Here is a 25,263-nt window from a genome sequence, read left to right as displayed (position 1 = left end):
AATTTTGTGAGCATCCGCCCACGACGCGAGAGTGTTCGGGGCCAAATAAGGGTATTGACGAAAAATAAAAGCGGAATTACTTAAAAAATCAGCTTGGAATGAAAGCTTCTAAACCGAATTTCAGATTGCACTTCTAAAAAGTAGATCCAAATCAGTTCATTTCTCGAAAAAACATGAGACCAAACCGCGGATGAAAGGAGATTTTCATTGGAGACGGTGGCCAGGAGGGCATAGCTCTCCTGACCTGGGGGTTTCGTGAGCTAGATGCCCTCTTCATATAAAAAAAGAGCCGAAAATCTATTTTACCTCATAATCGCGGGAAGCATCTGCTTCCCCTGTGATACAAGGGAAACACCCGTCCCAACCACAAATGGAAGTCCCAATGACCCAGATGGGTTCTCCACATTGTTTGCAGCGGGCATCTATTTTCTTGCGCTTTAAATTGGCTTCGAGATTCTTGCTAATCACTTTGGCATTTTCACTGGGGTTGTTTGCGATGTACTTTTTAACAAATGATGAAGTGGAAATAGGAATCATTCGAGCCTCCTGTTTATCCTGATTATTCTTCTACTATTATAAGAGAAATCGTCCGAAACAGTTGGGTTGACTTTACGTCGACCCGTGCATAACGGAGGCTTTGGATGTCAGGGCAAATCAGTCGGAGTGGCTCAAATGCTGGGAGTGCGGCGAGCGTTTCGTGTTTGAACCGGGGGAACAACAATTCTTTAAGATTCGCGGGTTTGACCCTCCGAAGAGATGTCCGGATTGCAGAGAGAAAAAGTGGATGGGGGAAATGGGGATTGATTCATTTTAAGATTAGATGAATTGGAAAAATCAATCGACCCGCTTTCCGTGAGGAAGCATTAGTCCAGGATCTTCTCTTGGATGAGCATTACATCCGCCTCTAGACCTTCTATTTTGTCAGCAGCGATTGCTTGACGTTTTTCGAGTCTTTCCATTCGATTGACAAGGGGAGTTAACATCTCGACTTTGACATCAAATAAATCTGTTTTGACTCCAAGTATATCCCCTTTTAATTCATTTCGGACAACGTCTAGCTTTTGATCTAGTGCGTCAAATTTACGATCAAGTTGACTAATCCTGTGGTCGAGCGAATCAAACTTATTGTCAAGTACGTTAATCCTTTGGTCGAGTGAATCAATCTTATTGTCAAGTTGGTTAATCCTGTGGTCGAGCGAATCAAACTTATTGTCAAGTACGTTAATCCTGTGGTTGAGCGAATCAAACTTATTGTCAAGTACGTTAATCCTGTGGTTGAGCGAATCAAACTTGCTGTCAAGTTCGCCAATCCTATGTTCGAGCTTGATAATCCGATTGTCAAAGCCCACAAACATATGGTTTAGTTCGACAATTTGATGCTCTAATTGATCAAACTTTTGATCCATGGAAACTATTTTTTCAAAAATTTGATTAAGGAGTTTTTCCAAGCCTTCATCAGCCCCTTCTTTGAAAATATCGTACTCTTAATTTATACCACACCAAATGGACAAGGTAAATGTTGTGGGGAGGACGGCTTTTCCAGACATACAGTGGGGAGCATTAACAGTAGTCTAAGTGGAAAAAGTCCATCTAAAGGGTAAAGTTGATAGAACAAAGCATAGTTTACGTGGACTTTTTCCATCTATTTTGTTGTACGCCGCTATAGTCAAGGATTTCAAGGGTAATAAGTGGACTTTTTCCATCAACAGCCATGGCAACCTGCTCCCCACGAGAGATGGGTTAGATATGTCCTGGCGAGGCGTTTAACTTGGAAGGTTCAGTGGCAGAATTTATAGTGGAAATAAACAAAGAAACGGAGCTGTTAGACATGAAGATTACGAAATTTGAAACCTTTATTGTACCGCCGCGCTGGCTATTCTTAAAAATTGAGACAGATGAAGGCATTGTGGGCTGGGGAGAGCCTGTAGTGGAGGGAAAAGCCCATACAGTGCAAACGGCTGTCGAAGAATTGATGGATTATCTGGTCGGTGCTGATCCCTTGCGGATCGAAGATCATTGGCAGGTTATGTATCGCGGGGGCTTTTATCGCGGGGGTCCAATCCTCATGAGCGCGATAGCCGGGATCGACCAGGCTTTATGGGATATTAAGGGCAAGTTCTATAATGCTCCCATCTACCAATTGCTCGGAGGTGCTTGCCGGGATTCGATGCGTGTCTATTCCTGGATTGGCGGAGATCGCCCCAGCGATGTCGGGCAAGCGGCATTGGAGAAAAAGCAAGCGGGCTTCACCGCTATTAAAATGAACGCTACCGAAGAGCTACAATATATTGATACGCATGAAAAAATTGATCAGGTGCTCGAACGGGTCGCAGCAATTCGGGAGGCCGTAGGGCCTTATTTTGGCATCGGTGTAGATTTTCATGGGCGTGTACATAAACCGATGGCAAAAATCCTGGCCAAAGAATTAGAGCCTTACCGCTTGATGTTTATAGAAGAGCCGGTGCTTCCCGAAAATAATGAAGCGCTTCGTGAAATTGCTCGCCATACGAGTACCCCGATCGCGACAGGGGAGCGGATGTTTTCTCGCTGGGATTTCAAAACCCTGCTTGAGGGCGGATGGGTGGATATTATCCAGCCTGACCTGTCCCATGCGGGAGGAATTACGGAATGCAAAAAGATCTTTGCCATGGCCGAAGCCTATGATGTGGCAGTCGCCCCGCATTGTCCGCTTGGCCCCATTGCACTAGCCTCTTGCCTACAGGTAGATGCTACGGCTTACAACGCCTTTATTCAGGAGCAAAGCTTGGGGATTCATTATAATCAAGGAAATGATCTGCTGGATTATGTGCAGGATGCTTCCGTCTTCGCCTATAAGGACGGACACGTTCAAATTCCGCGTGGGCCAGGTTTAGGCATTACGATCAATGAAGACTATGTTCGGAAAATGGCGGAAGAGGGACACCGCTGGAGAAATCCAATCTGGCGCCATAAGGATGGCAGCGTTGCCGAGTGGTAGGTAAAGGAGACTGTAAAAGTCTCTTTTTTTTGGAGATGAGAAAGGGAGCCCACTTTTCGTGGGCCGATTGTTGGTTATTGAGGAACAATAAGCCTTACGATATCGGTTATTACTCGGTTGGGGCTCCACAGATTGTATTCGAAGGTTTCTAGGATCCATAACAGGAGTGCTCCCCCCATAATAACGGAATAGGCGTACAGCTCCTTTTTCTTTTGCTCGCGATGCTTGATGAGCTGAGGTAAATCCAATAGAGTCAAAAGACCAAATACGAGTAGTATACCAGCTACCCTCATATCTATAGTTCCTCCTATTTCATTTTTGTTGTTGTTGGTTCTAGGATTAAGCCTGATCTTCGAATACTTGACTTTACTTCGATGTTCAAGGCAACCTGCTTGAGATGAGTGTCCCAATCGCGTCCCATTTTGCGCCAGGCTTTAGGATGATACCTTCTTACGTCCCGACCAATGCCGAATATATCTGCTCCATGTTCCGCAGATTGACTGAATATTCCTTGGATAGACTTTTTCACCTTGGTTTCGACCAGTTTTTCAACTTGATTCATATTGTCCGGATCAATAAGGTCTTGTCCACCGGTTTGGTCACTGAGATTTCCTTCGATGAAAATTTTCATGCTGACCGTGATTTGGTCATTCTTTACGGAAGTCCGAATGTTGTTCTTCAGGTCGGTTACTTGGTAGGAAAAAAATTCGTCCTCCTGATCCAGAGGGATCGTCATGATGCCATATTTAAATTTTTTAAATACGACGTCGACGCCTAATGTCTCCGTACCTTCGATAAAATCGACCAGCTTATCGCCTTTCATTACAGCAACGTCGGAAAGTTCATAGGTTTCCACTTTTCCGCGGATCTTTTTGGGATTGATCACATCCAAGGTGGGATCGACACCGGGCGAGGTGAGTACATTCATTAAATCGCGGAGTGTCGTCCGCCTGGCATCGATCTGGCGCAGCTCGGAGGTATCGAGAAGGTCGGCAATTGCTTTGGCCGGGACATTCCCCAATTCAATCTTTTGGTTTAAGAGGTCTTCGGCCTTCCCTTTGGTAACGATTATATACGTTCCAGATCGGCTGTCCCTGTCTCTTTCGAACCACGTCAGGACAGGGGAAATTCCTTCCCTAGCCAATTCCTCCCCAAAAACGATAATCTGCATATGTGGCCAGTAGATCCGGCGAGGGGCGATTTGATTCAAGTTTCTCACCGCATCCATTATTGTATTTCCGTTGGCGGATAGACTCCAAGTGGGAAGCTCGGAACCGCCTGAGCCTCCTTGCTTAGATGGTTGTGGCTTGATAACCTGGGCTGTAATCTTATACCCTTGGTCATCCGCTTTATCCACACCGGCTCCAATGACCACTGCGACTTCGTTAAGCTCTTTTTTATCCCAACAGCCGCTTAAGAGGAGCAGAGAACAGAGTAGCAAGATCCATTTTTGCTTCACCTTTTCCCTCCTCCTTGCTGAGGCTTATTAGATGGCATGCGAGAGTTATTGGCGCCTGCGATTTCCTCCGGTCTCTGCTTCATGGCCCACCATGGGAACCGGACAAACAGATCCTTCCAACCTTTGCGATGGAAAGGGGCCACGGGAGAAAGAAAAGGTACACTAAAAGATCGTAGGGAGTTCAAGTGGATAATGATCAGGATTAAGCCGAAAAACAATCCAAAAGCACCCAGCATAGCAGTGAGGGCCAAGACGAAAAACCGCAGAAGCCGTGCCGCGATGGCAAGATTATAGGATGGCGTACAAAAGGATGCAATGGCAGTTATGGATACGGCGATCACCGTACCGGCACCAACTAAGCCAGCTTCGACAGCAGCTTGACCCAAAACTAAGCCACCTACAATGGATACAGCGGAACCAATGGTTTTGGGCAATCGAATTCCGGCTTCCCTTAAGATCTCAAAGGTTATTTCCATCAGAGCCACTTCGATGGCGATGCCAAATGGAACCCCTTCCCGTTGGCCGGTCAGCGCTATGAGCAGAGGGGTCGGGATCATTTCCTGGTGGTAGGTGAGAACGGCCACATAAAAGCCAGGCATGACGATCGACATAATGAAAGTAAACGACCGTAGTATTTTAAGAAAGGAGGCAATATCATACCGCTCATAGTAATCTTCGTTGGAATAGAGAAACATCCCTAAGGTGGAGGGAACAAGTAATCCGATGGGGGTTCCTTCCAAAAGAATCGCGATGCGCCCCTCCAGCAAGCCGGCAGCGATCCGATCCGGCCGTTCCGTATTGAAGATGGTAGGAAAAGGAGTGTAGCTTTTCGAATCCTCGATCATTTCCTCTATATAAAGGGACTCCAGTATTCCGTCAATTTCGATTTGATGAAGACGGTTTAACACTTCTTCCACGATTGCTTGTTGCGCAACGCCTTCGATATGAAGAACAGCAACAGGGGTGTTAGAGAGCTTTCCTATTTGCAATTTTTCGATTCGCAGACGATGGGTATTCAGCCGTCTCCGGACTAATCCAATATTGGTTTGCAGGGTTTCATTGAAGGATTCACGGGGGCCACGCACGACCGATTCATTCGTTGGCTCTGACACCGATCGCCTTTCTCCGCCGCCTGTTCCTGCACAAATCGCTTCCACATGGCTGTCGAGCAACACCAAACTATTCCCTCTCAGCAAGCATTGAATCGCGTCCCCTAGGGTGGAGATGATCTGCATTTGATGGGTAAACAGATCAAACTTGTCGGCATTCAATGGTAAAACGTACCCTTCCGAAGCTAAACGATCCAACTGAATCTGTAACTCCTTGATCACAAATTCATCGATTAGGGCGTTATCGATCAACGTATCTAGGTAAATCACGGCTGCTCGGAGCAGCCCCTTACTGTGTACAGGGCGAACAACCAGGTCGCTTTTGTCTCCGAAGAGAGCGCGGAACAGCTCCGTATTCTCCTCGAGATTAGCGGAAAGCGGTTGATTCAGCTCGGAAGCAAGCATGCCCGTTTGTTGATGTGACCTTTTATTCTTTTTCAATCTTTTATACATGTCGGTTTCCTCCAGGGTGTCCACCGCTGCCGAAACGAAGTCGTGCGGTGACGAGCAGGATCATTGGGATGAGAAAGGCAATGGTGAAGGAGTAATAAGGATACGTATCCTTGAAAAATCTGAAAATCTCCACAAAGCTTTCGCTGTTTAACAAGGCTGTAACAATCATGAGAACCCCAATTGGAACGGATAGGACACGGTAATCGGACAATCTCAGGCATTGGGCTAACCCTAATGTGGTGGCATAAAGAAATAACGTAATCTTGGAAAAGGATCCCATGCTCCACAGCAAAATCCCCAGTAAATCAAGTCTTTGCAGCTCACCGACCTGCATGTCTCGCAGGATCTGAAACGAGGGAAAGGTCAAACCTATGCTTCGCTCGGGACCAAATAGCGCAATCGGTCCGGTTACCGGACCAATAAACATCAGGATCAGAATCACCATGGTAAGCATGCTGAACCTTTTTAGTTTTTTTGTATTAGAAATGTACGGAAAAATCATGCCCAGTACGATAAATGTACTATAGAGCGAAACGAGGCTGAACGTGCCCATCAGCATGGGTTCCGGTCCATACTCCAGGATGGGAAGGAAATTCGCGTAATCCTTATCCTTCTGAGTCATAATCGATGCCATTATTCCAACGGGGATCATGGTAATGAGAAAAATCTGATTCGTTCTCGCCAGTACCTCTAAGCCACTTCGAACCGCATAAACAGCCATGAACACAATGGCCGAAAAATAAACAACAATCGGGGTTCGCGGGGTGATAGCCGATGTGTAGAATTCACCGAAACCGCGTAGCGCCAAAGAGGCATCGTGAAAAAAGTAAAAAACAAAGAGAAGAGCGATGATCTTCCCCAACCATTTTCCCAAAATATCCTCCGAATACTCGATCAAGGTACGCCCCGGAAACAGCTGGGCCAGTCTGGCCACCACATAGCCAATCATTAAGGCGGGCACGAGCGTCAAGAAAAGGGAAAGCCAGCTGTCTTTTCCTGCATGATTCAACAACACTGGGATGAATAAAAGATGTCCCATGATCGTTACACTTGCTACCCCAAGCATGAGGGCCTGGACAGTGGAAATTTTTATTTTTTCCATAAATGCTCCTGAGTTTTAAATTCGATGATTAGCTTTGGTTATTTTATCCAAGGTCCACGATTCTATTACATGAACGAACCTCTGCCTAGAGATGGACATATTCTGGAGTATATATGCTCCACGAACTAGGGGGAAATATGTCTACAATCCAAACCTTTCGCAACCCTGTTTTATCCCTATGGCAATCCGCCATTTCTAAAGCCGGAAAAAACGGGGTTTTCTTAAGCGCCAACGAGAATCGTATGAATCACTTTGTCCAGGTGGCCCAAGCTTGTATGCAAGGTAAAAAGGTGCCCTCATCAGACACCAAGGGAGACATCATTGATGAGTGTCTGAAAATCATTGTGGGTTTAGCCATCGCTGAAATCCATAGAGATGTTAAACGGTATACAGAACTTATGAACGAGTTTCAAATGTCTACCTGCGACCCTGGGTGGCTGGAGACGCTAAAGCTGTACTTGGAATTTAAGAAGCAAAAAGGGACGATACCCTATATTCGCTACCGTCAACTCTCAGATTTTATTATTCCTATTCCGAATACCCTAAAAATAGCCTGTATAGCGGATTGGGGTACCGGTTCACAAGCCGCTGAGTGGCTATTAAAGGAAGTCGTTGCCCATCAACCGGATTTGATCATCCATCTGGGGGACATCTATTATTCGGGCACCATGGATGAGGTCCAAGATCATTTTCTGTCTATCATCCAAAAAGTGGCTGGCAACATCCCTGTTTATACCCTATCTGGCAATCACGATATGTACTCTGGAGGGAAAGGCTATTACTGGTTGCTTAGGGAATTGAATCAGCCAGCCAGCTATTTTTGTTTGAGAAATGATTATTGGCAGTTTTTGGCTATGGATACCGGCTTACACGACAGCAACCCATTTACCATCTCGAATAACGTAACCTACCTGGATCCAAGTGAAGAAATTTGGCATCTTGATAAGTTAAGCACCGCAGGCAAACGCAAAACGATATTGCTGTCCCATCATCAGCTATTTAGCTCTCTTGGTGTGGGAAAGGATGAACTAGGTCAGCCAATTGGCTTTAACCCTAATTTGAAAAGCGCCTTCCACCAAGTGCTTGACCAGGTTTCCTTGTGGTTGTGGGGGCATGAGCACAATCTGATCGTATTCAATCCTTACCTTAATCTAAAGAAAGGCCGTTGTATCGGATCCGGTGCGATTCCCATGATGCTCGAACAAAGACCTTACAAACCCACCCCTAACCTCAACCTGCAGGGGCTAAAACAGCCACCGACCATGAACCTAAAAAAGGCAAAACTAAGTGTCAATCGGGACGGTTTCTATTTCCATGCTTACGCCATGCTTTCCCTTAAAGGTAGTGAGGCCATCATTCGTTACTATCAGGTGAATTCCATTCAGCGAGGTAAGAGTCGTTTCGTGTTTAGTGAGTCATTAGGGCCATAACAGGCTAAATCGTCTATTTTGCAAAAATATAGAATGTCAAAGGAGACAGCCCTGATCGGAGCTGTCTCCTTATTCAATCTTCATGGGAGAGACCTGAATCTAGCGATCACTAGAGATAGCAGGGGCAAAAACAAGCCAGATATGGAAACAAGTATAGGTAAAATATTTTTATGAAAATTACTAATAAAAACGTTGTTTGGACCGTATAGAATGGAGCCGATAACCAGGACGATTCCAAAAGGGAACGTAAGCTTTCGATAATCCTTTAGGTTGATGATTTGATTTAGACCCAGGCAAGTTCCATACAGCAAGATCGTTGCTTTAAAAAAAACCGATAATAACCAAATTCCGGTTACTACGGCTTCTATTCGCTGAATAAAATCCCCTACATTGATTTTTCTAGCTAAAGTGTAAGTTGAATAAATATGTCTTGCTGATGTCTCAACCCCAAGAATGAGGATACTAAAGGTCGCAAGTAAAACCAACAGGCCTCCTCCAATCCATGTCCCCACATAAAATGCTTGTTTTGCTTTAGGTATCCGGTTTACATAAGGGAAAATCATTAATAGAGCCACATTTTGGAGAAACGGGTATCCGATCAATGCATAGATACCTTCAACAATAGGTTTGAAGCCATCCCCCAGAACGGGTTGAATATGTTCGATGTTTATTTCTGGGAGTAGCAAAGCAAATAATATGAAAAAGAGTAATGCAATCCATGGAAAAAAGATCTCTGCCGCTCGGGAAAAGGTTTCTAAACCGAGGGATGCGCCCATAACCACAACGACGACAAACAGGGAAGCAATATAGAGGATAGGAGTTTCTGGAATAATTTGGGTAGCTAGAAAGTCTGACACATTTCTTATCGTACCTGCACCAGTAGTGATAAAAATGATGAGATAATAAATAGAGATCAAGGTTCCGATCCATTTGCCAAATAGTTTTTCATTTATTTCTATTAGCGTCATGTTTGCAAAACATTCGCCCAAACGAGTGTATAACCAGACTAAAACTAATCCGATAGCGAGACAGAGGCTTCCTGCAATCCAGCTATCTTGTTTCGCTGTACCTGCAAGCATGGAAGGAACCACTAAGATATTTCCTCCAAGATTTAACAAGATGGTTAGTAAGGTAAATTGTGAAGGACTTATTTTTCCGTTTTCAACCATATAGAGTCCTATCTCCTTATTCGGTATATGGTTAGTTTAACCAGTTAGGCATTATTTTATGGAATTTGCCGTTGAAACTATTAAAATTTTGTGAAATTAGACATATTGATCGCTTGAAACTTTTATATTAAAGTCAAAATAACAACGTTATTATTTTTGCTGTTGTTGTTTTAATATTTTTTAAACTTCCAATGGATTTAAAGCGTTTTCTTTCTACTAACCTCGCGGAGGAGAGCCCCCAGTGAAAGACCGTACGATCTCATATTCTATCCGATTGATGCTTTTTGGTTTTACTATCACTTCACTGCCTGTTATTTTATTAGGTCTTTTTTTCTATACTCATTCGTCGGGTGTGGTACAAAAGAATGTAAATGCTCAGAAAGAGTTAAGTGTTGCTCAAGTTCAGGCTCATGTTGAACAAATATTAAAGATGGTAGATCACTCCTCAACTCATTTTCTAGGTTCCTACACCGTTCAGGAAGTGATAAACAAACCTTTAGACCCACGTGAATTTAAGTTCTTTAATCAATTGAAATCTGAGCTGAATTATCTGCAGAGGATGGACACGGGCATTTCAGATATCACGTTGTTCAGTACGGCCGGCCATTGGTTCCTCAATAACAAGGGGATCTACCGTTTGAGTGATGTGCTTGATCCGGACTATGTCCATCTGATGAAACACCCTTCTTCATCCCGGTGGCTGGTCCGTGAGAATACCAGGAATGGGTCGTCCACTCAGGCGAGTTGTGGTCAAGAAATCCAGCTCGTGAAAAAACTCCCATTAACGGCTTTCGATCCTGTCGGTATGGCAGTCATTACTATTCCTGCTTGTTCTCTTGTTGATAAGATCTCCTTCGATTCAGAGCACGAATCGCTGCTTTTATGGGACGAAAATCAAAACGTGATTTGGACGCAGGGACGAGGCACCCTGGATACGGCCGTGATTCGTGAGAAGCTCGTCCAACTTACTCCATCTGAGGGACAATTGCCCATTTCGTTGGATAACCAAGAATACACAGCCACCTATCGTAAATCGGATTTTAACGGCTGGACCTACGTATCGCTTGTTCCGAAGGCCCATCTGAATCAACAGTCCCATGGCATTGGCTGGTTTACGCTGTCCTTATGCGCAGTTCTTTTGCTTCTTTTTATTTTCTTGTCCTGGATGGGTTCCAGGCGAATGATGCGACCAATCTTGTCCCTGTATCAGCTGCTTACTGATCAGCTCGAAGAGCCTGCTAAAGCGAAGCACACGGATGAGATTCACGTGATTGGCGACCAGGTTCAACGGCTGTTCCGCACCCAGCAAGAATTGAGAGAACAGCTGCAAGGACAGATCGAGCAGCTTAAAACCTTCTTCATGCTTAAATTGGTTCTGGGCGGGACCCATGAAGAGGAAGTGGCGGAAAGCATGGATCGATTTGGCATCCCCAGCGACTTTTGCCATTTGGCTGTTATGGCAACAGAGATAGAGAGGAAGGATACGTTTTCTCAAGATGAGGACCTGTTCATGTTTGCGGTCAATAAGCTGATCGCTGATCGGCTTCCTCAACATCAGCGTATGCAGCCGATTGTGATTGGCCGTACGCAAATTACCATTATGACTTCTCATGGTGAGCAAGTGGAAGCGTTCCGCCGAGAGCTATTTGCTTTTGCAGAGCAGGTACAAGAAGAAATTAACCAGCATCTGGCGGTTCCGGTTCAGATCGGAATCAGCTTAACGCACCAGCGGTTGAGCCAGATTCCGCGAGCTTATGAAGAGGCGGTAGAAGCCTTGCATTCACGCAAAAGGTTTGGCGAACAAACCATTATTGACTTCGCGGACTTAGGAGAAAATCACCCTCTCCATTATTTTTATCCCTTTGCGCTTCAAAAAGAGCTTTTTGATGCGATTAAGCTGGTGGATGGAGAGGAATCGAAGCGCTTGCTACGTCGGTTAATCGGGGAAATATGCGAGAATAACCCTCATCCTCACGATCGGCAGTTTAATGCCATGAGGCTTTTCATGAATTTAACCACACTGGCTCACAGCTACAACATTCAACCGCTGTTCATCAACGGACAGCAGAACTTGTTCGATGAGTTGTTCTCGCTTGATCTGCCGAACGAGGGGGAGCGTTGGATGCTTGAGTTGCTAATTGAACCGATTTTGATCGGGATCGAAGAACGTACGGAAGTACGCCATCTTCACGTCTCCAAGGAGATGGTGGAAATCATTCATCGTGAATTTGAGACGGATTTATCCATTGAAGCCTGTGCCGAACGGCTGCATTATAACCCTAGCTATTTGAGTACGGTTTTCAAGAAAAGCATGAATGTCCCGTTTAGTGTGTATCTCTCTCAATATCGTCATGAAATGGCGAAAAAATGGCTGATGGAGACGGACATGCCGGTAAAAGTGATAGCCGAAAGGTTGCGCTTTACGAATCCGCAAAATTTTATCCGTTCCTTTCGAAAATGGGAAGGGGTTCCGCCGGGCAAATACCGCGAGCTTCAATCACAAGGTCTACAACTTATGGAGAGTGAGGGGTGAGAAACCAATGTTTCAACAGGGCATGAGAAAGATTTTCGTCATGAGTTGCATCCTGGCTTTGATCCTGGTTTCCGTGGGATGTGGGGGAGAGCAGGCAGAGCGGGACTCCTCCCCAGCGGAAATCTCCATGATGCTGGCGCTTTACAGCAACGAAGTCCCATCTGATCTGCTTCGGCTTGCCCTGGAAGAGAAAACGGGTACAAGCCTAACCCTGAATTGGATACCCGATCCGATTTACTCGGATAAACTGAGATCTGCCTTGACGACAGGCACCCTTCCTATGGTCATCCAAGTCAAAGTGGTTGATCTGCAAAAGCCTGCCGTTGTTGGCGCCATTCGCTCCGGAATGTTTTGGGAGATTGGCCCTTACTTAAATGAGTATCCGAACATCCATCAGTTCATGAATCCCATGATCATGGACAGCGGGGCCTACTACGGGAAGTATTACGGTCTATACTGGGAGTTGCCGATGTCCCGCCAAGGAATCCAATTCCGCAAGGACTGGTTGGTTAAGCTGGGACTCCAGGAGCCCAAAAGCCTTGATGAATTATATCAAGTGTTGAAAGCCTTTACTATTCATGACCCTGACGGGAACGGCAAACATGACACCTATGGGCTGATTGACCGCAATGACTTAGTTTACGGGGCTTTTAAAAACATCGCTACGTATTTTGGCGCTCCCAACCATTGGGGATGGGTGAACGGCAGACTGACCCCAGATTTTATGACCATAGAGTATAGGAATGCGATGAAATTTATGAAGAGGCTTTATGAGGAAGGGATCATAAATCCAGATTTTACGATAACTAGTAAAACGCAGCAGGAAGACCGTTTTGCTTCGGGAGAAGCGGGGATGATGATTTCCAACCTGCTGGTTCTTTCCTCCAACAATCGAGTCAAGAAACAGGATCCTCATGCGGAAGTGGATATCCTTAATCGCATCAAGGGGCCATTAGGAGAGCGGACATGGGGAGGAACGGGTTTGGGGGGGCTGTATTTATTCCCCAAGACCAGTGTCAAGACAGAGACCGAGCTTCGCCAGATCTTGCAATTCTTTGACCAATTGCTTTCTGAGGAGGTCAACAACCTCATCACGTATGGGATAGAGGGACGGCATTACGTGAGGACGGAAGACGGTGCGGCAAAGGTAACGCCCGATACGAGAGACCTTCGGAAGCAAGAAGTGGAGGCCTACAATACCGCCTTTCGCACCTCGGATATCAGGTATCTGACTCAAGGAAGCATGGGTGAGCTTCAAAAGAAGATCTACCGATTGATTGAGGATAACAGGCAAATCGTGGTCCATGATCCTACAAGCGGCCTTCTCTCCCCAACTCGTGCAGAAAGGGGCGAAGCTCTTAGTAGAATCATTACCGAAGCCACGTATGATTTTATCCTGGGTGTCATGAATGAAGAAGGATATGAGCGAGCATTGGAAGAATGGCGAGCCAACGGCGGCGACCGGATCATCGAGGAGATCAATCAGGCGTATCAGGAAAAGATGAAGTAATGACACTCTCTACAGTCTCCATCGGCGGTCTAAGGCCAATAATCATGAGATATCCAACCAGATGATTATAGCAAAAGGAGCACGTGCTATCGATAATAGGGCCAAGGGCGTCCAAAAAGAGGGGAGTGTGCAGAGCGTAATAGAGTAAGAGAATGGTAGATTTATTGAGTGATAGATAACAAGGAGGTTTAATACAACATGCACCAGATCAAGAAAATGATTCGCGTGATACTTTGTCTGCTCTTGCTGGCTACTAATCTTCCCATGGTGGGGAATGTACAGGCAGAGGAAGCGGTTGTTTCATCTGATTACTCCGCCCAGTCTGATAACGCGAATGAAACAGAACTATCGCAAACCCAAACCCAGGCTTTCATTCTTAACGATGATTTCGAAAGCAGAACGCTTGGTGTCACCCCACCTGGGTACAGCTCGCTTCTCGAACAGTCCGAGATCAATAACTTGACAGTAGTGAACACCAAGGATCTCGCATCGAGAACCAATAGCTGGTATTCGCCAACGGAAACGGCACCTGCTTCCAATATTTCGCCGGAAATTGCGGGCAATTCGACGAATGTATTGTGGGTCAATGATAACGCGAATGCAGGTCGTAGAGGAAGCGTGGTCTATGAATTTACTCCGGTAACGGGCCAGACGGGAATCACCGCACAGCTCGATTTCATGGAACCCAAGGTGATCGGCGACTCTTATGCGTTAGAGTTAGTGGACAATAATAACAAACTCGCTCTATCCTTGAATGTCGGGTCTTCTCCCGTCAAAATCGAAGCGAACAAATGGTACACCGTGAAGTATGTGGCCGACATCAACAGCAATACGGCGGACTACTATATTAATGGCGAATACCAAGGCAATGTGAAATTTTCCAATCCCGTAAGCCATATTGCCAAGATTCAAGCCAGAACGGCAGGATCTTCTCTCGGGAGCCTGTATCTCGATAATATTATCGTCTGTGAACAAGCCGTCACTACGCCCCAAAATCTTAAGGCTGAAGGTGCAAACCGCCGTGTGGAGCTGACTTGGAATGCGGCTAGCGGGGTAGACGCTTACAATGTCTATCGCAGCGATGTCAAAGGCGGCGCCTACACCATGATTGCCAGTGGGGTGCCGGGCAACCACTATTCCGATACGGAAGGGTTGACCAACAACCAGTCTTATTATTACAAAGTAACAGCTGTGGGCGCCAACGGGGAAAGTGATTTCTCCAATGAAGCGGAGGGATACCCGAACAGCGTGGAACCCCCAACGGCGGATATCCAAAACTTTAAGGCTGTAGTCAGAGACAGTCAATTGACGTTAACCTGGGACGAGGTGCCTGGTGCCACTTTCTACAAGCTTCAGAGAAGCACTACGCCGAATGGTCCGTTCATCCCGTTGACGAAAGGCGACTCAGATAAGCTTACGGTTACTTCCTATTTGGATACGAAGCTATCCAACGGAACGGAATACTATTATGAGCTTTCGGCAGGAAATGTCGGCGGACTCGGTTCGACCGCGTTGCTGTCCGCTACTCCCGCGGCACCAATAGGCGCCCCTATATTAACAAGTGTCGTACCTGGAAACCACAAGGTGGACTTGGAATGGACCGCTGTTGCCAAGGCAACCCATTACGAGGTGAAACGAAGCTCCGTAAACGGCGGGCCGTATGAAGGGCTGAGCCATGTGAACGGGACAAGCTTCTCGGATACGACAGCGGAGAATGGCATCGTGTATTACTATGTGGTCACGGCGGCTAATACGGAACAGGTCAGCATGATCTCAAATCAGCAACAGGCTAAGCCTTACGTTCCTGTACCTGGTGCACCAAGGAGACCGGTTGGGGTTCAAGCAATGGCGGATGAAGGAAGCGTAAGCCTATCTTGGCCGCGTACAGCTGGTGCCGTTTCCTATCATGTAAAAAGAGCTTCGACAAGCGGCGGTCCCTATAAAACCCTAGCTTCCACACGTGAAACATCGTTTGTGGATGCAAAGGTTACCAATGGAACCACGTACTATTATGTGGTATCTGCCGTGAATCCGAAGGCGGAAAGCCCGGATTCAGAGGAAACCAAGGTTCTTCCTGCCAAAGTGCTTACGGTAGACAAGAACGCAAACGCAGATGGAATCCAAGTTTTCTCCACCGTTCAAGCAGCTGTGAATAGCATCCCGGCGAATAATACGGAAAGAACCGTGATCTATATCGCACCGGGAACGTATACAGAAAAGCTAGTTGTCGATCGACCTTATGTTAGCCTCGTCGGCGCAGGCATGGATAAGACCACCATCACGTATGGAGATTATGCCGGTACCGCGGTGACCCAAGGCAAGCCAGGTCATACTGGAAACACCTTCCTAAGTCAAACGGTGGCCGTCGCGGCAGATTATTTTACCGCAACTAATCTCACGATAGAAAACAGTGCAGGCCCCCGTTCGGAAGTGGCCCAAGCGGTTGCTGTGTCACTCAAGAGCGACATGGCGGTATTTGAATCGGTAAAATTAGTAGGCTACCAAGATACCTTGTATAACGGCTTGAATCCTTCTGGAAAAGGACGCCATTACTTCCGCAACAGCATCATCCAAGGGGATGTTGACTTCATCTTCGGGGAAGCTCCAGCGGTGGTGATGGACAATGTGAAGCTCGTGTTGGTCAGCCACACCGGTGGAGGTGGACATATCACGGCCGGGGCGCAAAGAAATACAACGGACAAAGGGTATGTCTTCCTGAATTCTCAGATCGTAGATGATCCTTCGGCTCGAGGTTTGTATGATCTGGGTCGGGCATGGAAGGATTATGCCAGAGTGAGCTTCATTAATACGTTGATCGATTCGAAAAACTTCCTCGATGCCGGTTGGGCTACATCTTGTGCGGGAAGCTGCAAAGAAAGCTTTTTCTCGGAATATAACAGCTATGGCCCTGGTGCGAAGCCTTACGCGCGACAAATCGCTACCCAACTGACAGGGGAAGAGGCTAGCATGACGATTCCACAAATTTTCGATGGATGGGATCCTTCCATTCCGGTCGTAATGCCGAAGGTTCAGTTGTCACCTGCCATCGTCGTCACATCCTTGACTTTTGATAAAAATACAGCCAACCAAGCTGATTTGGAAGTAACTGTCCAAAACAACGGATATGCTTTAACTCGCATCACGAGCGGTGAAAAGGTACTTCGAGCTTCCGATTATGCGGTTGACGGAAATATGATTACCCTTAAAACGTTTTACTTAGCGCAATTGCCAGAAGGTGAAACCACGCTTCACTTCCACTTTGGCGAGTTCTTGGTACCTGTGACGGTTCATGTCTTGGATACAAGCACAACGGATATCGGCAAACAGACGCTTGGCGTGAATGATGGTTGGGGCTCCTTTACGACGGGAACCACTGGCGGAGCAAATGCCGACCCATCCAACATCCATATCGTGACTAAGCGCAGCGAACTGATTCAAGCCTTAGGCGGAGATAACAGCAAGAATGCTGCCAACGCCACACCAAAGATCATCTACGTGAAAGGCACGATCGATATGAATGTAGATGAGCAAGACCAGCCAGTAGGGAAGGAATATTATCAGGATCCGGCCTATGATTTTGAAGCCTACCTAGCGGCGTATGATCCGGCTGTATGGGGAAGAGATTCCGTACCGACCGGATCGCTGGAAACGGCTCGTGCTGCTTCAGAAAAGAACCAAGGAAAGAATATCCAGATTCATATCGGCTCCAACACGACCCTTGTAGGGTTGCCTGGTTCAAACGCCAAGATTCTTGGCGGAAACCTCATGATTCAAAATGTGGATAATGTCATTATCCGAAACATTCAATTCGAGAACACGTTCGATTATTTCCCGCAATGGGATCCGACGGACGGCAGCACCGGAAACTGGAATGCAGCGTTTGACAGTATTACAGTGAAAGGCGCGACACATATTTGGATTGATCATAATACCTTTACGGATGGCGGTCATCGAGATCGAAACCTGGAGTATTTTGGAAAGCATTACGAACAGTATGACGGTTTTATGGATATTACAAATGCTTCGGATTTAATCACGGTTTCCTATAACTTCTTCCATGACCATGACAAGACTACGCTGGTCGGAGGAAGTGACAGCTATACCGCAGATGCAGGAAAAGAAAGAATCACGTTCCATCACAATTACTATAAGAATGTGACCCAGCGCGCACCACGGGTACGTTACGGTCAAGTTCACCTTTACAATAATCTTTATGAAGCGTCGCAAAATCACGAACAGTACCCTTATCTCTACTCCATTGGAGTCGGACATGAATCGAAGATTTACTCCCAGAATAACTACTTTGCGCTCGCAGAAGGAACACCGGCAACATCCATCGTTCAAGTATGGGGAGGTACTCAATTTACCGACGAAGGATCCGTTGTAAACGGACAGGAAGTCAACCTGGCGGAAGCCCACGGAACATTGAGTCCCGTGAACTGGACACCTACCTTGTATACTTCGATGGATTCAGCAGCCGACGTGCCAAGCATCGTTCAGGCTCAAGCGGGAGCGGGAAAATTACAATCGGGTAAGCAAACAGGGAGCAAGAGTACAAAGTAAAGGTATGCATGGGAACAAACCCCGCTACAAGTTGGCGGGGTTTGTTCTTGTGTTGAATTCCTTTTTCTGTGAAACTCGAGTAAGTGGAAAAAGTCCATCTATTAAGTAAAGATGATAGTAAAATGGTCCTGTTAGTTGGATTTTCTCCATCTATTCTACTTTAGACCTCCTTTATATATGGGTTTCTAGTTTAGTAGGTGGTCTTTTTCCATCTATTCAAGGTTAATCAGACACCTTTAATCTAAATAAGTGGTGTTTTTCCATCTAAATGAGAAAGAACAACGATCAACTCCACTTTCTTAATTAGAGAATGGGGTTGATATTTATTATCTTTTATCTTCCTTTTCAGCTTGCTCTTTCTGATATATGGCCTAGTACAATTCTTCCTCTGTGTAAGTAGCATTTATTGGGATTCTATTAATCACGGGACGAATGGATGGTATTTAAACCATTCTGTTGAGAGAGTGATTGTAAGAACCCCAATCTATTTATAGCTATCTGATCCTTTTTTATATTATTACTGATAATTATAAATTTTTTCTTTTTTGGAGAAGGAATTTCGTCTGAAATGGAGAATATATTAAACTAATAACAAATATTGACACTATTCATATAGGGAAAAAATGTCTAGGAAGGTCCTAAAAATGTTATCAACTGATACCCTGAGAGACCCGAATCTTGTATATTTTGTCGGGAATGGAAGTGTTCCAGTCAATACTGCAGTAGGCCACCTACACCCGCATATCGCTGTAGGGCTCATCATTGATATGCGCTCTTCACAAGTGCTGGATGCACATGTGACCTTGGCCAGCCCCTTAGCTGTTGATTTTATTAAGGCACAAATAATCGGGAGAACGTTTGAACAGGAATTTGATGAGATTATGAATTCAATGGAACGTTATCAGGGCCCAGCTCAAAAGGCCATTCTTGTTGCTTTGCGTTCCGCATATGACCGTTTTCGGAATTACACGCTTAAAATGAACAATTCAATAGGATCCGTTTAACATCAGGGTTTGTTGTATTGGTTACTCCATTGCCTCCCTTATAAGGAGTTAGTGTAAAAGTTACTGATGAGCAAAAGGCCCAACTATCTAGTGGCAGTATGTCCACTAGGCGGTTGGGTCTTTTTGTTTTCTTTCATCTTGAAAGGGGGTGGGATTGGATCAATATCATGGTTGCACAAGGTGTTTTGATGTTAGAAGAATAAGGAGGGTGAATTGATATGAAAAAATGGGTGTCTGGATTACTAGTTACAGTTTTGGCTGCAAGTTTAATTGGTTGCGGAAGCGGGGGGAATTTGTCATCATCGTCGGATTCAGGCGGTTCAACTGCAGGACGGCCGGACTTTTTGAAAATTGGCGGGGGAAGCACGGGTGGGGTATTCTTCGCCGCGGCAAGTGGATTCGCCCAATTGTTTTCTGAAAAGACAGGGAATATAAAGGCTTCTGCCCAAACCACTACCGGTGGTGGGCAAAACATTCTATTGATGGCAGACAAAGAGCTGGACTTAGCCATTGCGGATTCTCTTGTCACGCATCAGGCCTTTCATGGGGAAGAGAGCTTTGAGGGGAAAGCAAACCAAGAGATCCGAGCTATAGCGGGAGTCTATGGAGGATACTTTCAGCAAGTAGTTCATCCGGAAAAAGGCATTGAAACGTTTAAGGATTTTAAAGGGAAAAAAATGGTGGTTGGAGGTCCTAGCAGCGGAACGGAAAACACGACCCGGATTGTTTATGATGCCCACGGCTATAGCTATACCGATCGAAATGATCTGATTCCTGAGTACATTGGGATCTCAGCTGGTGCTGACCAAATGAAAAATAAGCAAGTAGATGGATTGAATGCGCTGGTTCCTTATCCATTCTCAACGTTTGTTGAACTTACTATGACCAATCAGGCAAAAATGATTTCCCTGGAGCCTGAAGCCATTGCAAAATTAACGGCAGGGGAATCGTTCTTTTTGCCCGCAACCATCCCTGCAGGCACTTATCAAAATCAGCCGGAAGACATCCATACCGTCATGCTTCAGGTTATGCTAATTGCACGGGAAGATTTGGATGAGGAATTGATATACGAATTAACCGGGTATATTTTTGACAATCTGGAGTACCTGCAGACACAGCATAATGCATTCAAGGAGCTGACGCTTGAAACCGCTGTCAAGGGGCTATCCATCCCTCTCCATCCTGGTGCTGAACGGTACTATCGTGAAAAGGGCGTTCTAAAGTAAAGGTGAATCTTGTGCCATTAAGGAGGAATGCCAATGAAAAATCCGGATCTGATATCCAGCGAGTTGCAGGAGGAGGTTTCGAAAAAGTATGACACGGAATCGACCTTTAGAAACCCTGCAGGTATCCTCGCAGCAGTAATACTCGCCTTGTCCCTGGCGATGGCTGTTTTTCACCTTTATACCGCGGGTTTTGGTTTGCTGGAAACGATCAGGCAACGTGCCGTTCACTTAATGTTTGTGCTTGCTCTCGTGTTTCTTCTTTATCCTGCTAGGAGAAAATCCAAAACGAACCGCGTTACATGGATGGATATGCTTCTAGCAATGCTTTCTATCATTTCTGTAGGGTACGTAGTGTTCCAGTATAAGGATATTCTGATGCGGGGAGGAATGCCTAATCAAGTAGATATTTTCATGGGCAGCCTCGCAATCGTTCTTGTATTGGAAGCGGTCAGGAGGGCTGTGGGAAAAGAGCTTGCCATCATTGCGATGGTTTTTCTGGCCTATGCTTACTATGGTCCCTACATGCCCGGGATTTTCGCCCATTCAGGTGCAAGTTTTAAGCGTCTTATCGATCATCTGTTTATGATTCCGGAAGGGCTTTTTAGTATCGCTTTAGGGACTTCTGCTACGTATATTGTTTTGTTTATTATTTTCGGAACGTTCCTCGAGCGCAGCGGACTTGGATTATTAATTCAAGACTTAGCTCTTGCTCTGGCGGGGAAGACCATTGGCGGACCAGCTAAAGTTTCGGTAATGACGAGTGCGCTGTTCGGTTCCATTAGCGGAAGTGCGGCCGCTAATGTGGTCACGACAGGAGCTTTTACGATCCCCTTAATGAAGCGAATCGGGTACTCCAGGGAGTTTTCGGGTGCAGTGGAAGCATCGGCTTCCACTGCAGGTCAGCTCATGCCGCCCATTATGGGTTCTGCAGCCTTTATTATGGCGGATTATCTGGGAATCCCCTATTCCACGATCATTCTAGCGGCCGTCATTCCAGTTGCACTTTACTATACGGGTGTATTTACCATGGTTCATCTGCGAGCTAGAAAGTTGGGGTTGAGAGGCTTATCTGCACAGGAACTCCCATTAATAAAGGAGGCATTAAAAGAAAGAGGCCATCTCCTCCTTCCTTTTTTAGCGGTTATCGTCCTGCTGATGATGCAGTATACTCCTTTATTTGTTGGGTTTTGGGGGATTATTCTAACCGTTTTGGTTTCTGCCTTAAGGAAAAATACGCGCATGTCGATTCAGGATATTCGGTGGGCTCTTGAAACTGGTGCTAAACGGACTGTGCCAGTTGCGATTGCCACTGCTAGCGTTGGCTTGGTGATTGGGGTGTCCACCTTGACAGGTGTAGCCTCTGCGCTAGGGAACTACATTTTACACTTTTCGCAAGGAAGCTTGCTCTTGACGCTGATTCTAGTGATGCTTATTTCCATCCTTATGGGGATGGGGTTGCCGACGGTAGCCACGTACGTGCTATTGGCAACGGTTGCTGCCCCAGTTATCGCTAAATTCGATGTCCCCTTGCTGGCCGCTCATTTCTTTGTCTTTTACTTTGGGCTGATGGCAAATGTGACCCCTCCTGTTGCTATTCCGGCTTATGCCGCAGCGGGTCTTTCGGGAGGGAGCCCAAGCCAAACTGGCTGGGAAGCATTAAAGCTAACGCTGCCAGCTTTTATCGTTCCCTATATGTTCGTCTATTCTCCCCAGATCTTATTTGTGGATTACACCTGGATCGGGGTAATATCCATTGGCTTATCGGCTATGACTGGCGTGATTATCCTTTCTTGCGTAATAGAAAATTATCTCGTTGCTCCTTTGTCCAAATGGCAGAGGGTCGTAATGCTTACTGCAGGCTTGTGCATGATCAAGCCGGGACTGCTCACCGATACGTTTGGAATTACCGTATTGCTTTTCATCTATTTTTTACAGCGATTCGAGCTGAATAAAAAAGCTGCAGTAGATATTTATCAAGAATGAAGGAGGAAAGATCATGATTGATGCAAAGACCTTGAAAAATGCGGGTCCCAAAAACAGGCTAAATGGGATCATTGACTGTGATGTTCACCCCCATCCGAAGAGTGTAGATGAAATCAAAGCATATATGCAGCCGCCATGGAGAGATCGCCTGCAGACAGCCAATACCAGAGGGATTTACATGAATCCTATTCATCCGAATCGCTTGGACTCCTTTACTCCGAATGGAGGCTTCCCTTGTTCGGATCCTGATTTCATGCGACAGCAACTACTGGATGAATATGGAATAAATTATGCCATTCTACTCCCGAGGGCTTTTGCCACGATGTATCCAAATCCAGAATTCGCAACAGCTGTTGCAGCCGCTTATAATGACTGGCTGGCAGATGTTTGGCTCGACCATAACAATGCGGATGGAAGATGCAAGGGATCAATCACGGTCGCCCCTCAAGATCCGATGGCAGCAGCAAAAGAGATTGACCGATGGGCTGATCATCCTCATATGGTTCAAGTCATGATCGATGGAGGCTCGAGGGCGCCATACGGGCATCGGCAGTTCTATCCTATATTCGAGGCTTGCGAACGCAACGGGTTACCTCTGGCCCTGCATCCAGGAACCGAAGGCGTGGGAATAAATGATTCTCAGATTAGCGGGTACCCGGCTACCTACATCGAGTGGCATACAGGCTTGATGCTGTCCTTCCAGGCACATCTCATTAGCTTTTTGACCGAAGGAGTCTTTGAGCGCTTTCCCAAACTCAAGCTTGTGCTGGTGGAAGGAGGTTCAGCATGGCTTCCACCTTTACTATGGAGACTAGATTCCGAATGGAAGGGGCTTCGCGAAGAAGTGCCGCGGGTAAAGAAAAAACCGAGCGAATACATTCGCGATCATGTCCGCATCACCTCCCAGCCCATTGAGAGCCCGGAGAAGCCTGAGCATCTCTTACAGATTTTCGAAATGATGGATGCCAAGAATATTCTCATGTTTTCCTCTGATTATCCGCATTGGGACTTTGATTCCCCGAGCCGAGCGTTTCCTAAAATGCCTGAGGATTTGAAACAGAGGATCTTTTTTGAAAATGCAAAGGAATTATATAATCTAGATTAATTGTGGGGGGAAAGGGACTTGAAAGAATATATAGTAGCCACGGTAGAAGAAATTCCTACTGGTGAGAAAAAGCATGTGAAAATTGAGGGAAGGTCCATATGCATCTTTAATGTCAACGGTGATTATTTTGCCTTAAGAAATAGCTGCCCTCATCAAGGTGCCCCTCTCTGTGAAGGGAGCGTCGGAGGGATGACCGTCTGTGAAAGCACAAGTCAGGGCAGTTTGGATCAATTAGTTTTTATCAAGGAAGGGGAGATCCTCCGCTGTCCTTGGCATGGTTGGGAATTTGACATTAAAACGGGAAAATCGATCAACGACCCTCAGAGGTGTCTAGTAAAGACGTATGATGTGAAAGTGCAGTCCCCGCCAGAGACCTTGCAAGCGGAAACCTATCCTGTTATCATCCGTTCGGATTATGTGATTGTAACAATATGAGCTCATATATGAAAGAGGTTCTTCAGGCGATTGAAGAAATCTTGCACTCTTAGACCACGGGAATCCCCTTACAGGGATTCTTTTTTCTGGTTTTTGAATGTAAACCTTGCTATACTATTATTACAAAAAATATTGTAATAAAAAAGGGGGCTCAGATGCGAACACTACACTTAACCTTAGAAGAAGCCCTTGAGATCTGCAAGGCCCTCGCCAATGAGCGCCGGATCACGATCCTGAATCTTCTCAGCGAGGGTCCTCAAAATGTAAACGATCTTTCAGAAGCGCTTGAAATTCCCTTCTCAACAGCAGCCGTCAACATCCAGAAGCTTGAAGATGCCGGATTGATAGCTACGGAGATCGTCCCCGGCCGTGGCAGCCAGAAGGTTAGCTCGAGGAAATATGACCGGATTGTGATCGATCTGCGGCCAGATGAGCCAAGCCATGAGCAGTCCATCCTCATTGACTTGCCTATCGGGGAGTATATTGACTGCGAGGTCGAGCCTACCTGTGGCCTAGTCAGCGAGTCTGGTATTATCGGCATTATGGATGACCCAAGGACTTTCTATGAAACCGAGAGGAAAGAAGCACAGCTGTTATGGTTCCGGGCTGGTTACATTGAATATCGCTTTCCTAACCGGATCCCGTATGGCGCTTTAGCAGAAGAACTTGAATTTTCCGCTGAGATCTGTTCGGAAGCCCCCTATCACAAGCTGGATTGGCCGTCCGATATCACCGTATGGGTCAATCAAGTAGAAATCGGAACATGGACGAGCCCGGGCGATTTTGGAGGAGAAAGAGGCTTCTTGACCCCCCAGTGGTGGCTGACCACCAATACACAATTCGGCTTATTAAAAAGATGGATGGTTAGCAAGCGAGGCACCTTCCTAGACGGGGTTCAGATTTCTAATATTACGCTGGACGATCTGAAAATTGAACATAAGCCTTTTCTATCCATTCGGTTCGGCGTCAAGAAAGACGCGATGAATGTGGGAGGGCTTAACCTATTTGGGCATCGGTTCGGCAACTATGAGCAAGGGATCATTATGAAGATTCGTTATTCTAATAAAGGATGATGAAATATTCAATTATTATATCTTTTTATATAATAATAAGTAGATTATTTTAGAAATCCTCTTGTTTTGGGGATTTTTTCTTTTTTATTATAATAATTATTGAAATAAAACAAGATAGTATGTTACAATAAA

General features: G+C 45.9%; 19 protein-coding genes and 1 pseudogene. 13 read left to right on the top strand and 7 right to left on the bottom strand.

What is annotated here, in order from left to right:
* Positions 1 to 297: 297 nt before the first annotated feature.
* Positions 298 to 537, bottom strand: coding sequence for a hypothetical protein (locus EIZ58_RS22750; RefSeq protein ID WP_205672312.1), 240 nt, complete (start codon positions 535 to 537; stop codon positions 298 to 300).
* Between the two features lie 100 nt (positions 538 to 637).
* On the opposite strand from EIZ58_RS22750, the gene EIZ58_RS34575 reads away from it, so the two are divergent.
* Positions 638 to 814, top strand: coding sequence for a zinc-ribbon domain containing protein (locus EIZ58_RS34575; RefSeq protein WP_134703206.1), 177 nt, complete (start codon positions 638 to 640; stop codon positions 812 to 814).
* Positions 815 to 863: 49 nt separating this feature from the next.
* Here EIZ58_RS34575 and EIZ58_RS22740 read toward each other — a convergent pair whose 3' ends face one another.
* Positions 864 to 1,448 (bottom strand): hypothetical protein, encoded by a 585-nt coding sequence (locus EIZ58_RS22740; RefSeq protein ID WP_167577896.1) that lies wholly within the window; start codon positions 1,446 to 1,448, stop codon positions 864 to 866.
* Between the two features lie 380 nt (positions 1,449 to 1,828).
* Between EIZ58_RS22740 and dgoD the strand changes: the two genes are divergently transcribed.
* Positions 1,829 to 2,977 carry a galactonate dehydratase gene (gene dgoD, locus EIZ58_RS22735; protein ID WP_134703633.1) on the top strand — a complete coding sequence of 383 codons (1,149 nt, stop codon included), beginning with the start codon at positions 1,829 to 1,831 and terminating at the stop codon, positions 2,975 to 2,977.
* A gap of 74 nt (positions 2,978 to 3,051) precedes the next feature.
* On the opposite strand, the gene EIZ58_RS22730 is transcribed toward dgoD, so the two are convergent.
* From EIZ58_RS22730 to EIZ58_RS22715, 4 genes are read right to left on the bottom strand one after another with little or no spacing between them, the layout of a single operon-like run.
* Positions 3,052 to 3,270 carry a hypothetical protein gene (locus EIZ58_RS22730; protein WP_134703204.1) on the bottom strand — a complete coding sequence of 73 codons (219 nt, stop codon included), beginning with the start codon at positions 3,268 to 3,270 and terminating at the stop codon, positions 3,052 to 3,054.
* A 14-nt stretch (positions 3,271 to 3,284) separates the two neighbouring features.
* Complete coding sequence (locus EIZ58_RS22725; RefSeq protein ID WP_134703203.1) at positions 3,285 to 4,436, bottom strand: Ger(x)C family spore germination protein; 1,152 nt, start codon at positions 4,434 to 4,436, stop codon at positions 3,285 to 3,287.
* Positions 4,433 to 5,998 carry a spore germination protein gene (locus EIZ58_RS22720; protein WP_134703202.1) on the bottom strand — a complete coding sequence of 522 codons (1,566 nt, stop codon included), beginning with the start codon at positions 5,996 to 5,998 and terminating at the stop codon, positions 4,433 to 4,435. The genes EIZ58_RS22725 and EIZ58_RS22720 overlap by 4 nt, the downstream gene beginning before the upstream one ends.
* Positions 5,991 to 7,100 carry a GerAB/ArcD/ProY family transporter gene (locus tag EIZ58_RS22715; RefSeq protein ID WP_134703201.1) on the bottom strand — a complete coding sequence of 370 codons (1,110 nt, stop codon included), beginning with the start codon at positions 7,098 to 7,100 and terminating at the stop codon, positions 5,991 to 5,993. Before EIZ58_RS22715 ends, EIZ58_RS22720 begins: the two co-directional genes overlap by 8 nt.
* 137 nt (positions 7,101 to 7,237) lie before the next feature.
* On the opposite strand from EIZ58_RS22715, the gene EIZ58_RS22710 reads away from it, so the two are divergent.
* Positions 7,238 to 8,530, top strand: a complete 1,293-nt coding sequence (locus EIZ58_RS22710; protein ID WP_167577895.1) for a metallophosphoesterase family protein — start codon at positions 7,238 to 7,240, stop codon at positions 8,528 to 8,530.
* An 80-nt stretch (positions 8,531 to 8,610) separates the two neighbouring features.
* Here the strand turns inward: EIZ58_RS22710 and EIZ58_RS22705 are convergent, their stop codons facing one another.
* The gene (locus EIZ58_RS22705) at positions 8,611 to 9,699 is read right to left on the bottom strand and encodes a GerAB/ArcD/ProY family transporter (protein ID WP_134703199.1); all 1,089 of its coding nucleotides are present in this window, start codon (positions 9,697 to 9,699) and stop codon (positions 8,611 to 8,613) included.
* Between the two features lie 241 nt (positions 9,700 to 9,940).
* Here EIZ58_RS22705 and EIZ58_RS22700 point away from each other — a divergent pair, with 241 nt between their 5' ends.
* From EIZ58_RS22700 to EIZ58_RS22660, 10 genes and pseudogenes are all read left to right on the top strand, one after another.
* A complete protein-coding gene (locus EIZ58_RS22700; protein WP_134703198.1) occupies positions 9,941 to 12,232 on the top strand; it encodes a helix-turn-helix domain-containing protein in 2,292 nt (763 codons plus the stop codon).
* 22 nt (positions 12,233 to 12,254) lie between these two features.
* On the top strand, positions 12,255 to 13,742 hold the full coding sequence (locus tag EIZ58_RS22695) for an extracellular solute-binding protein (protein WP_167577894.1): 1,488 nt from the start codon (positions 12,255 to 12,257) through the stop codon (positions 13,740 to 13,742).
* Between the two features lie 198 nt (positions 13,743 to 13,940).
* Positions 13,941 to 16,991 (top strand): annotated as a pseudogene (locus EIZ58_RS22690) (pectinesterase family protein); the annotation flags it as partial.
* A 21-nt stretch (positions 16,992 to 17,012) separates the two neighbouring features.
* Positions 17,013 to 18,305, top strand: coding sequence for a pectate lyase family protein (locus EIZ58_RS35235; protein ID WP_370297800.1), 1,293 nt, complete (start codon positions 17,013 to 17,015; stop codon positions 18,303 to 18,305).
* Positions 18,306 to 18,949: 644 nt separating this feature from the next.
* Positions 18,950 to 19,309 (top strand): DUF3870 domain-containing protein, encoded by a 360-nt coding sequence (locus EIZ58_RS22685; RefSeq protein WP_167577893.1) that lies wholly within the window; start codon positions 18,950 to 18,952, stop codon positions 19,307 to 19,309.
* Between the two features lie 218 nt (positions 19,310 to 19,527).
* Positions 19,528 to 20,535 carry a TAXI family TRAP transporter solute-binding subunit gene (locus EIZ58_RS22680; RefSeq protein WP_134703194.1) on the top strand — a complete coding sequence of 336 codons (1,008 nt, stop codon included), beginning with the start codon at positions 19,528 to 19,530 and terminating at the stop codon, positions 20,533 to 20,535.
* 33 nt (positions 20,536 to 20,568) lie between these two features.
* The gene (locus EIZ58_RS22675; protein ID WP_167577892.1) at positions 20,569 to 22,518 is read left to right on the top strand and encodes a TRAP transporter permease; all 1,950 of its coding nucleotides are present in this window, start codon (positions 20,569 to 20,571) and stop codon (positions 22,516 to 22,518) included.
* A gap of 13 nt (positions 22,519 to 22,531) precedes the next feature.
* Positions 22,532 to 23,623, top strand: a complete 1,092-nt coding sequence (locus EIZ58_RS22670; protein ID WP_134703192.1) for an amidohydrolase family protein — start codon at positions 22,532 to 22,534, stop codon at positions 23,621 to 23,623.
* Positions 23,624 to 23,641: 18 nt separating this feature from the next.
* Positions 23,642 to 24,058, top strand: coding sequence for a Rieske (2Fe-2S) protein (locus tag EIZ58_RS22665; RefSeq protein ID WP_134703191.1), 417 nt, complete (start codon positions 23,642 to 23,644; stop codon positions 24,056 to 24,058).
* 155 nt (positions 24,059 to 24,213) lie between these two features.
* Complete coding sequence (locus EIZ58_RS22660; protein ID WP_134703190.1) at positions 24,214 to 25,131, top strand: ArsR/SmtB family transcription factor; 918 nt, start codon at positions 24,214 to 24,216, stop codon at positions 25,129 to 25,131.
* Positions 25,132 to 25,263: the final 132 nt, after the last annotated feature.

The organism is Ammoniphilus sp. YIM 78166 (assembly GCF_004522215.1).
In the GTDB taxonomy this organism is placed as follows: domain Bacteria; phylum Bacillota; class Bacilli; order Aneurinibacillales; family RAOX-1; genus YIM-78166.
The sequence above is the reverse complement of the archived record's forward strand: the minus strand, read 5'-3'. Positions and strand labels throughout refer to the sequence as shown.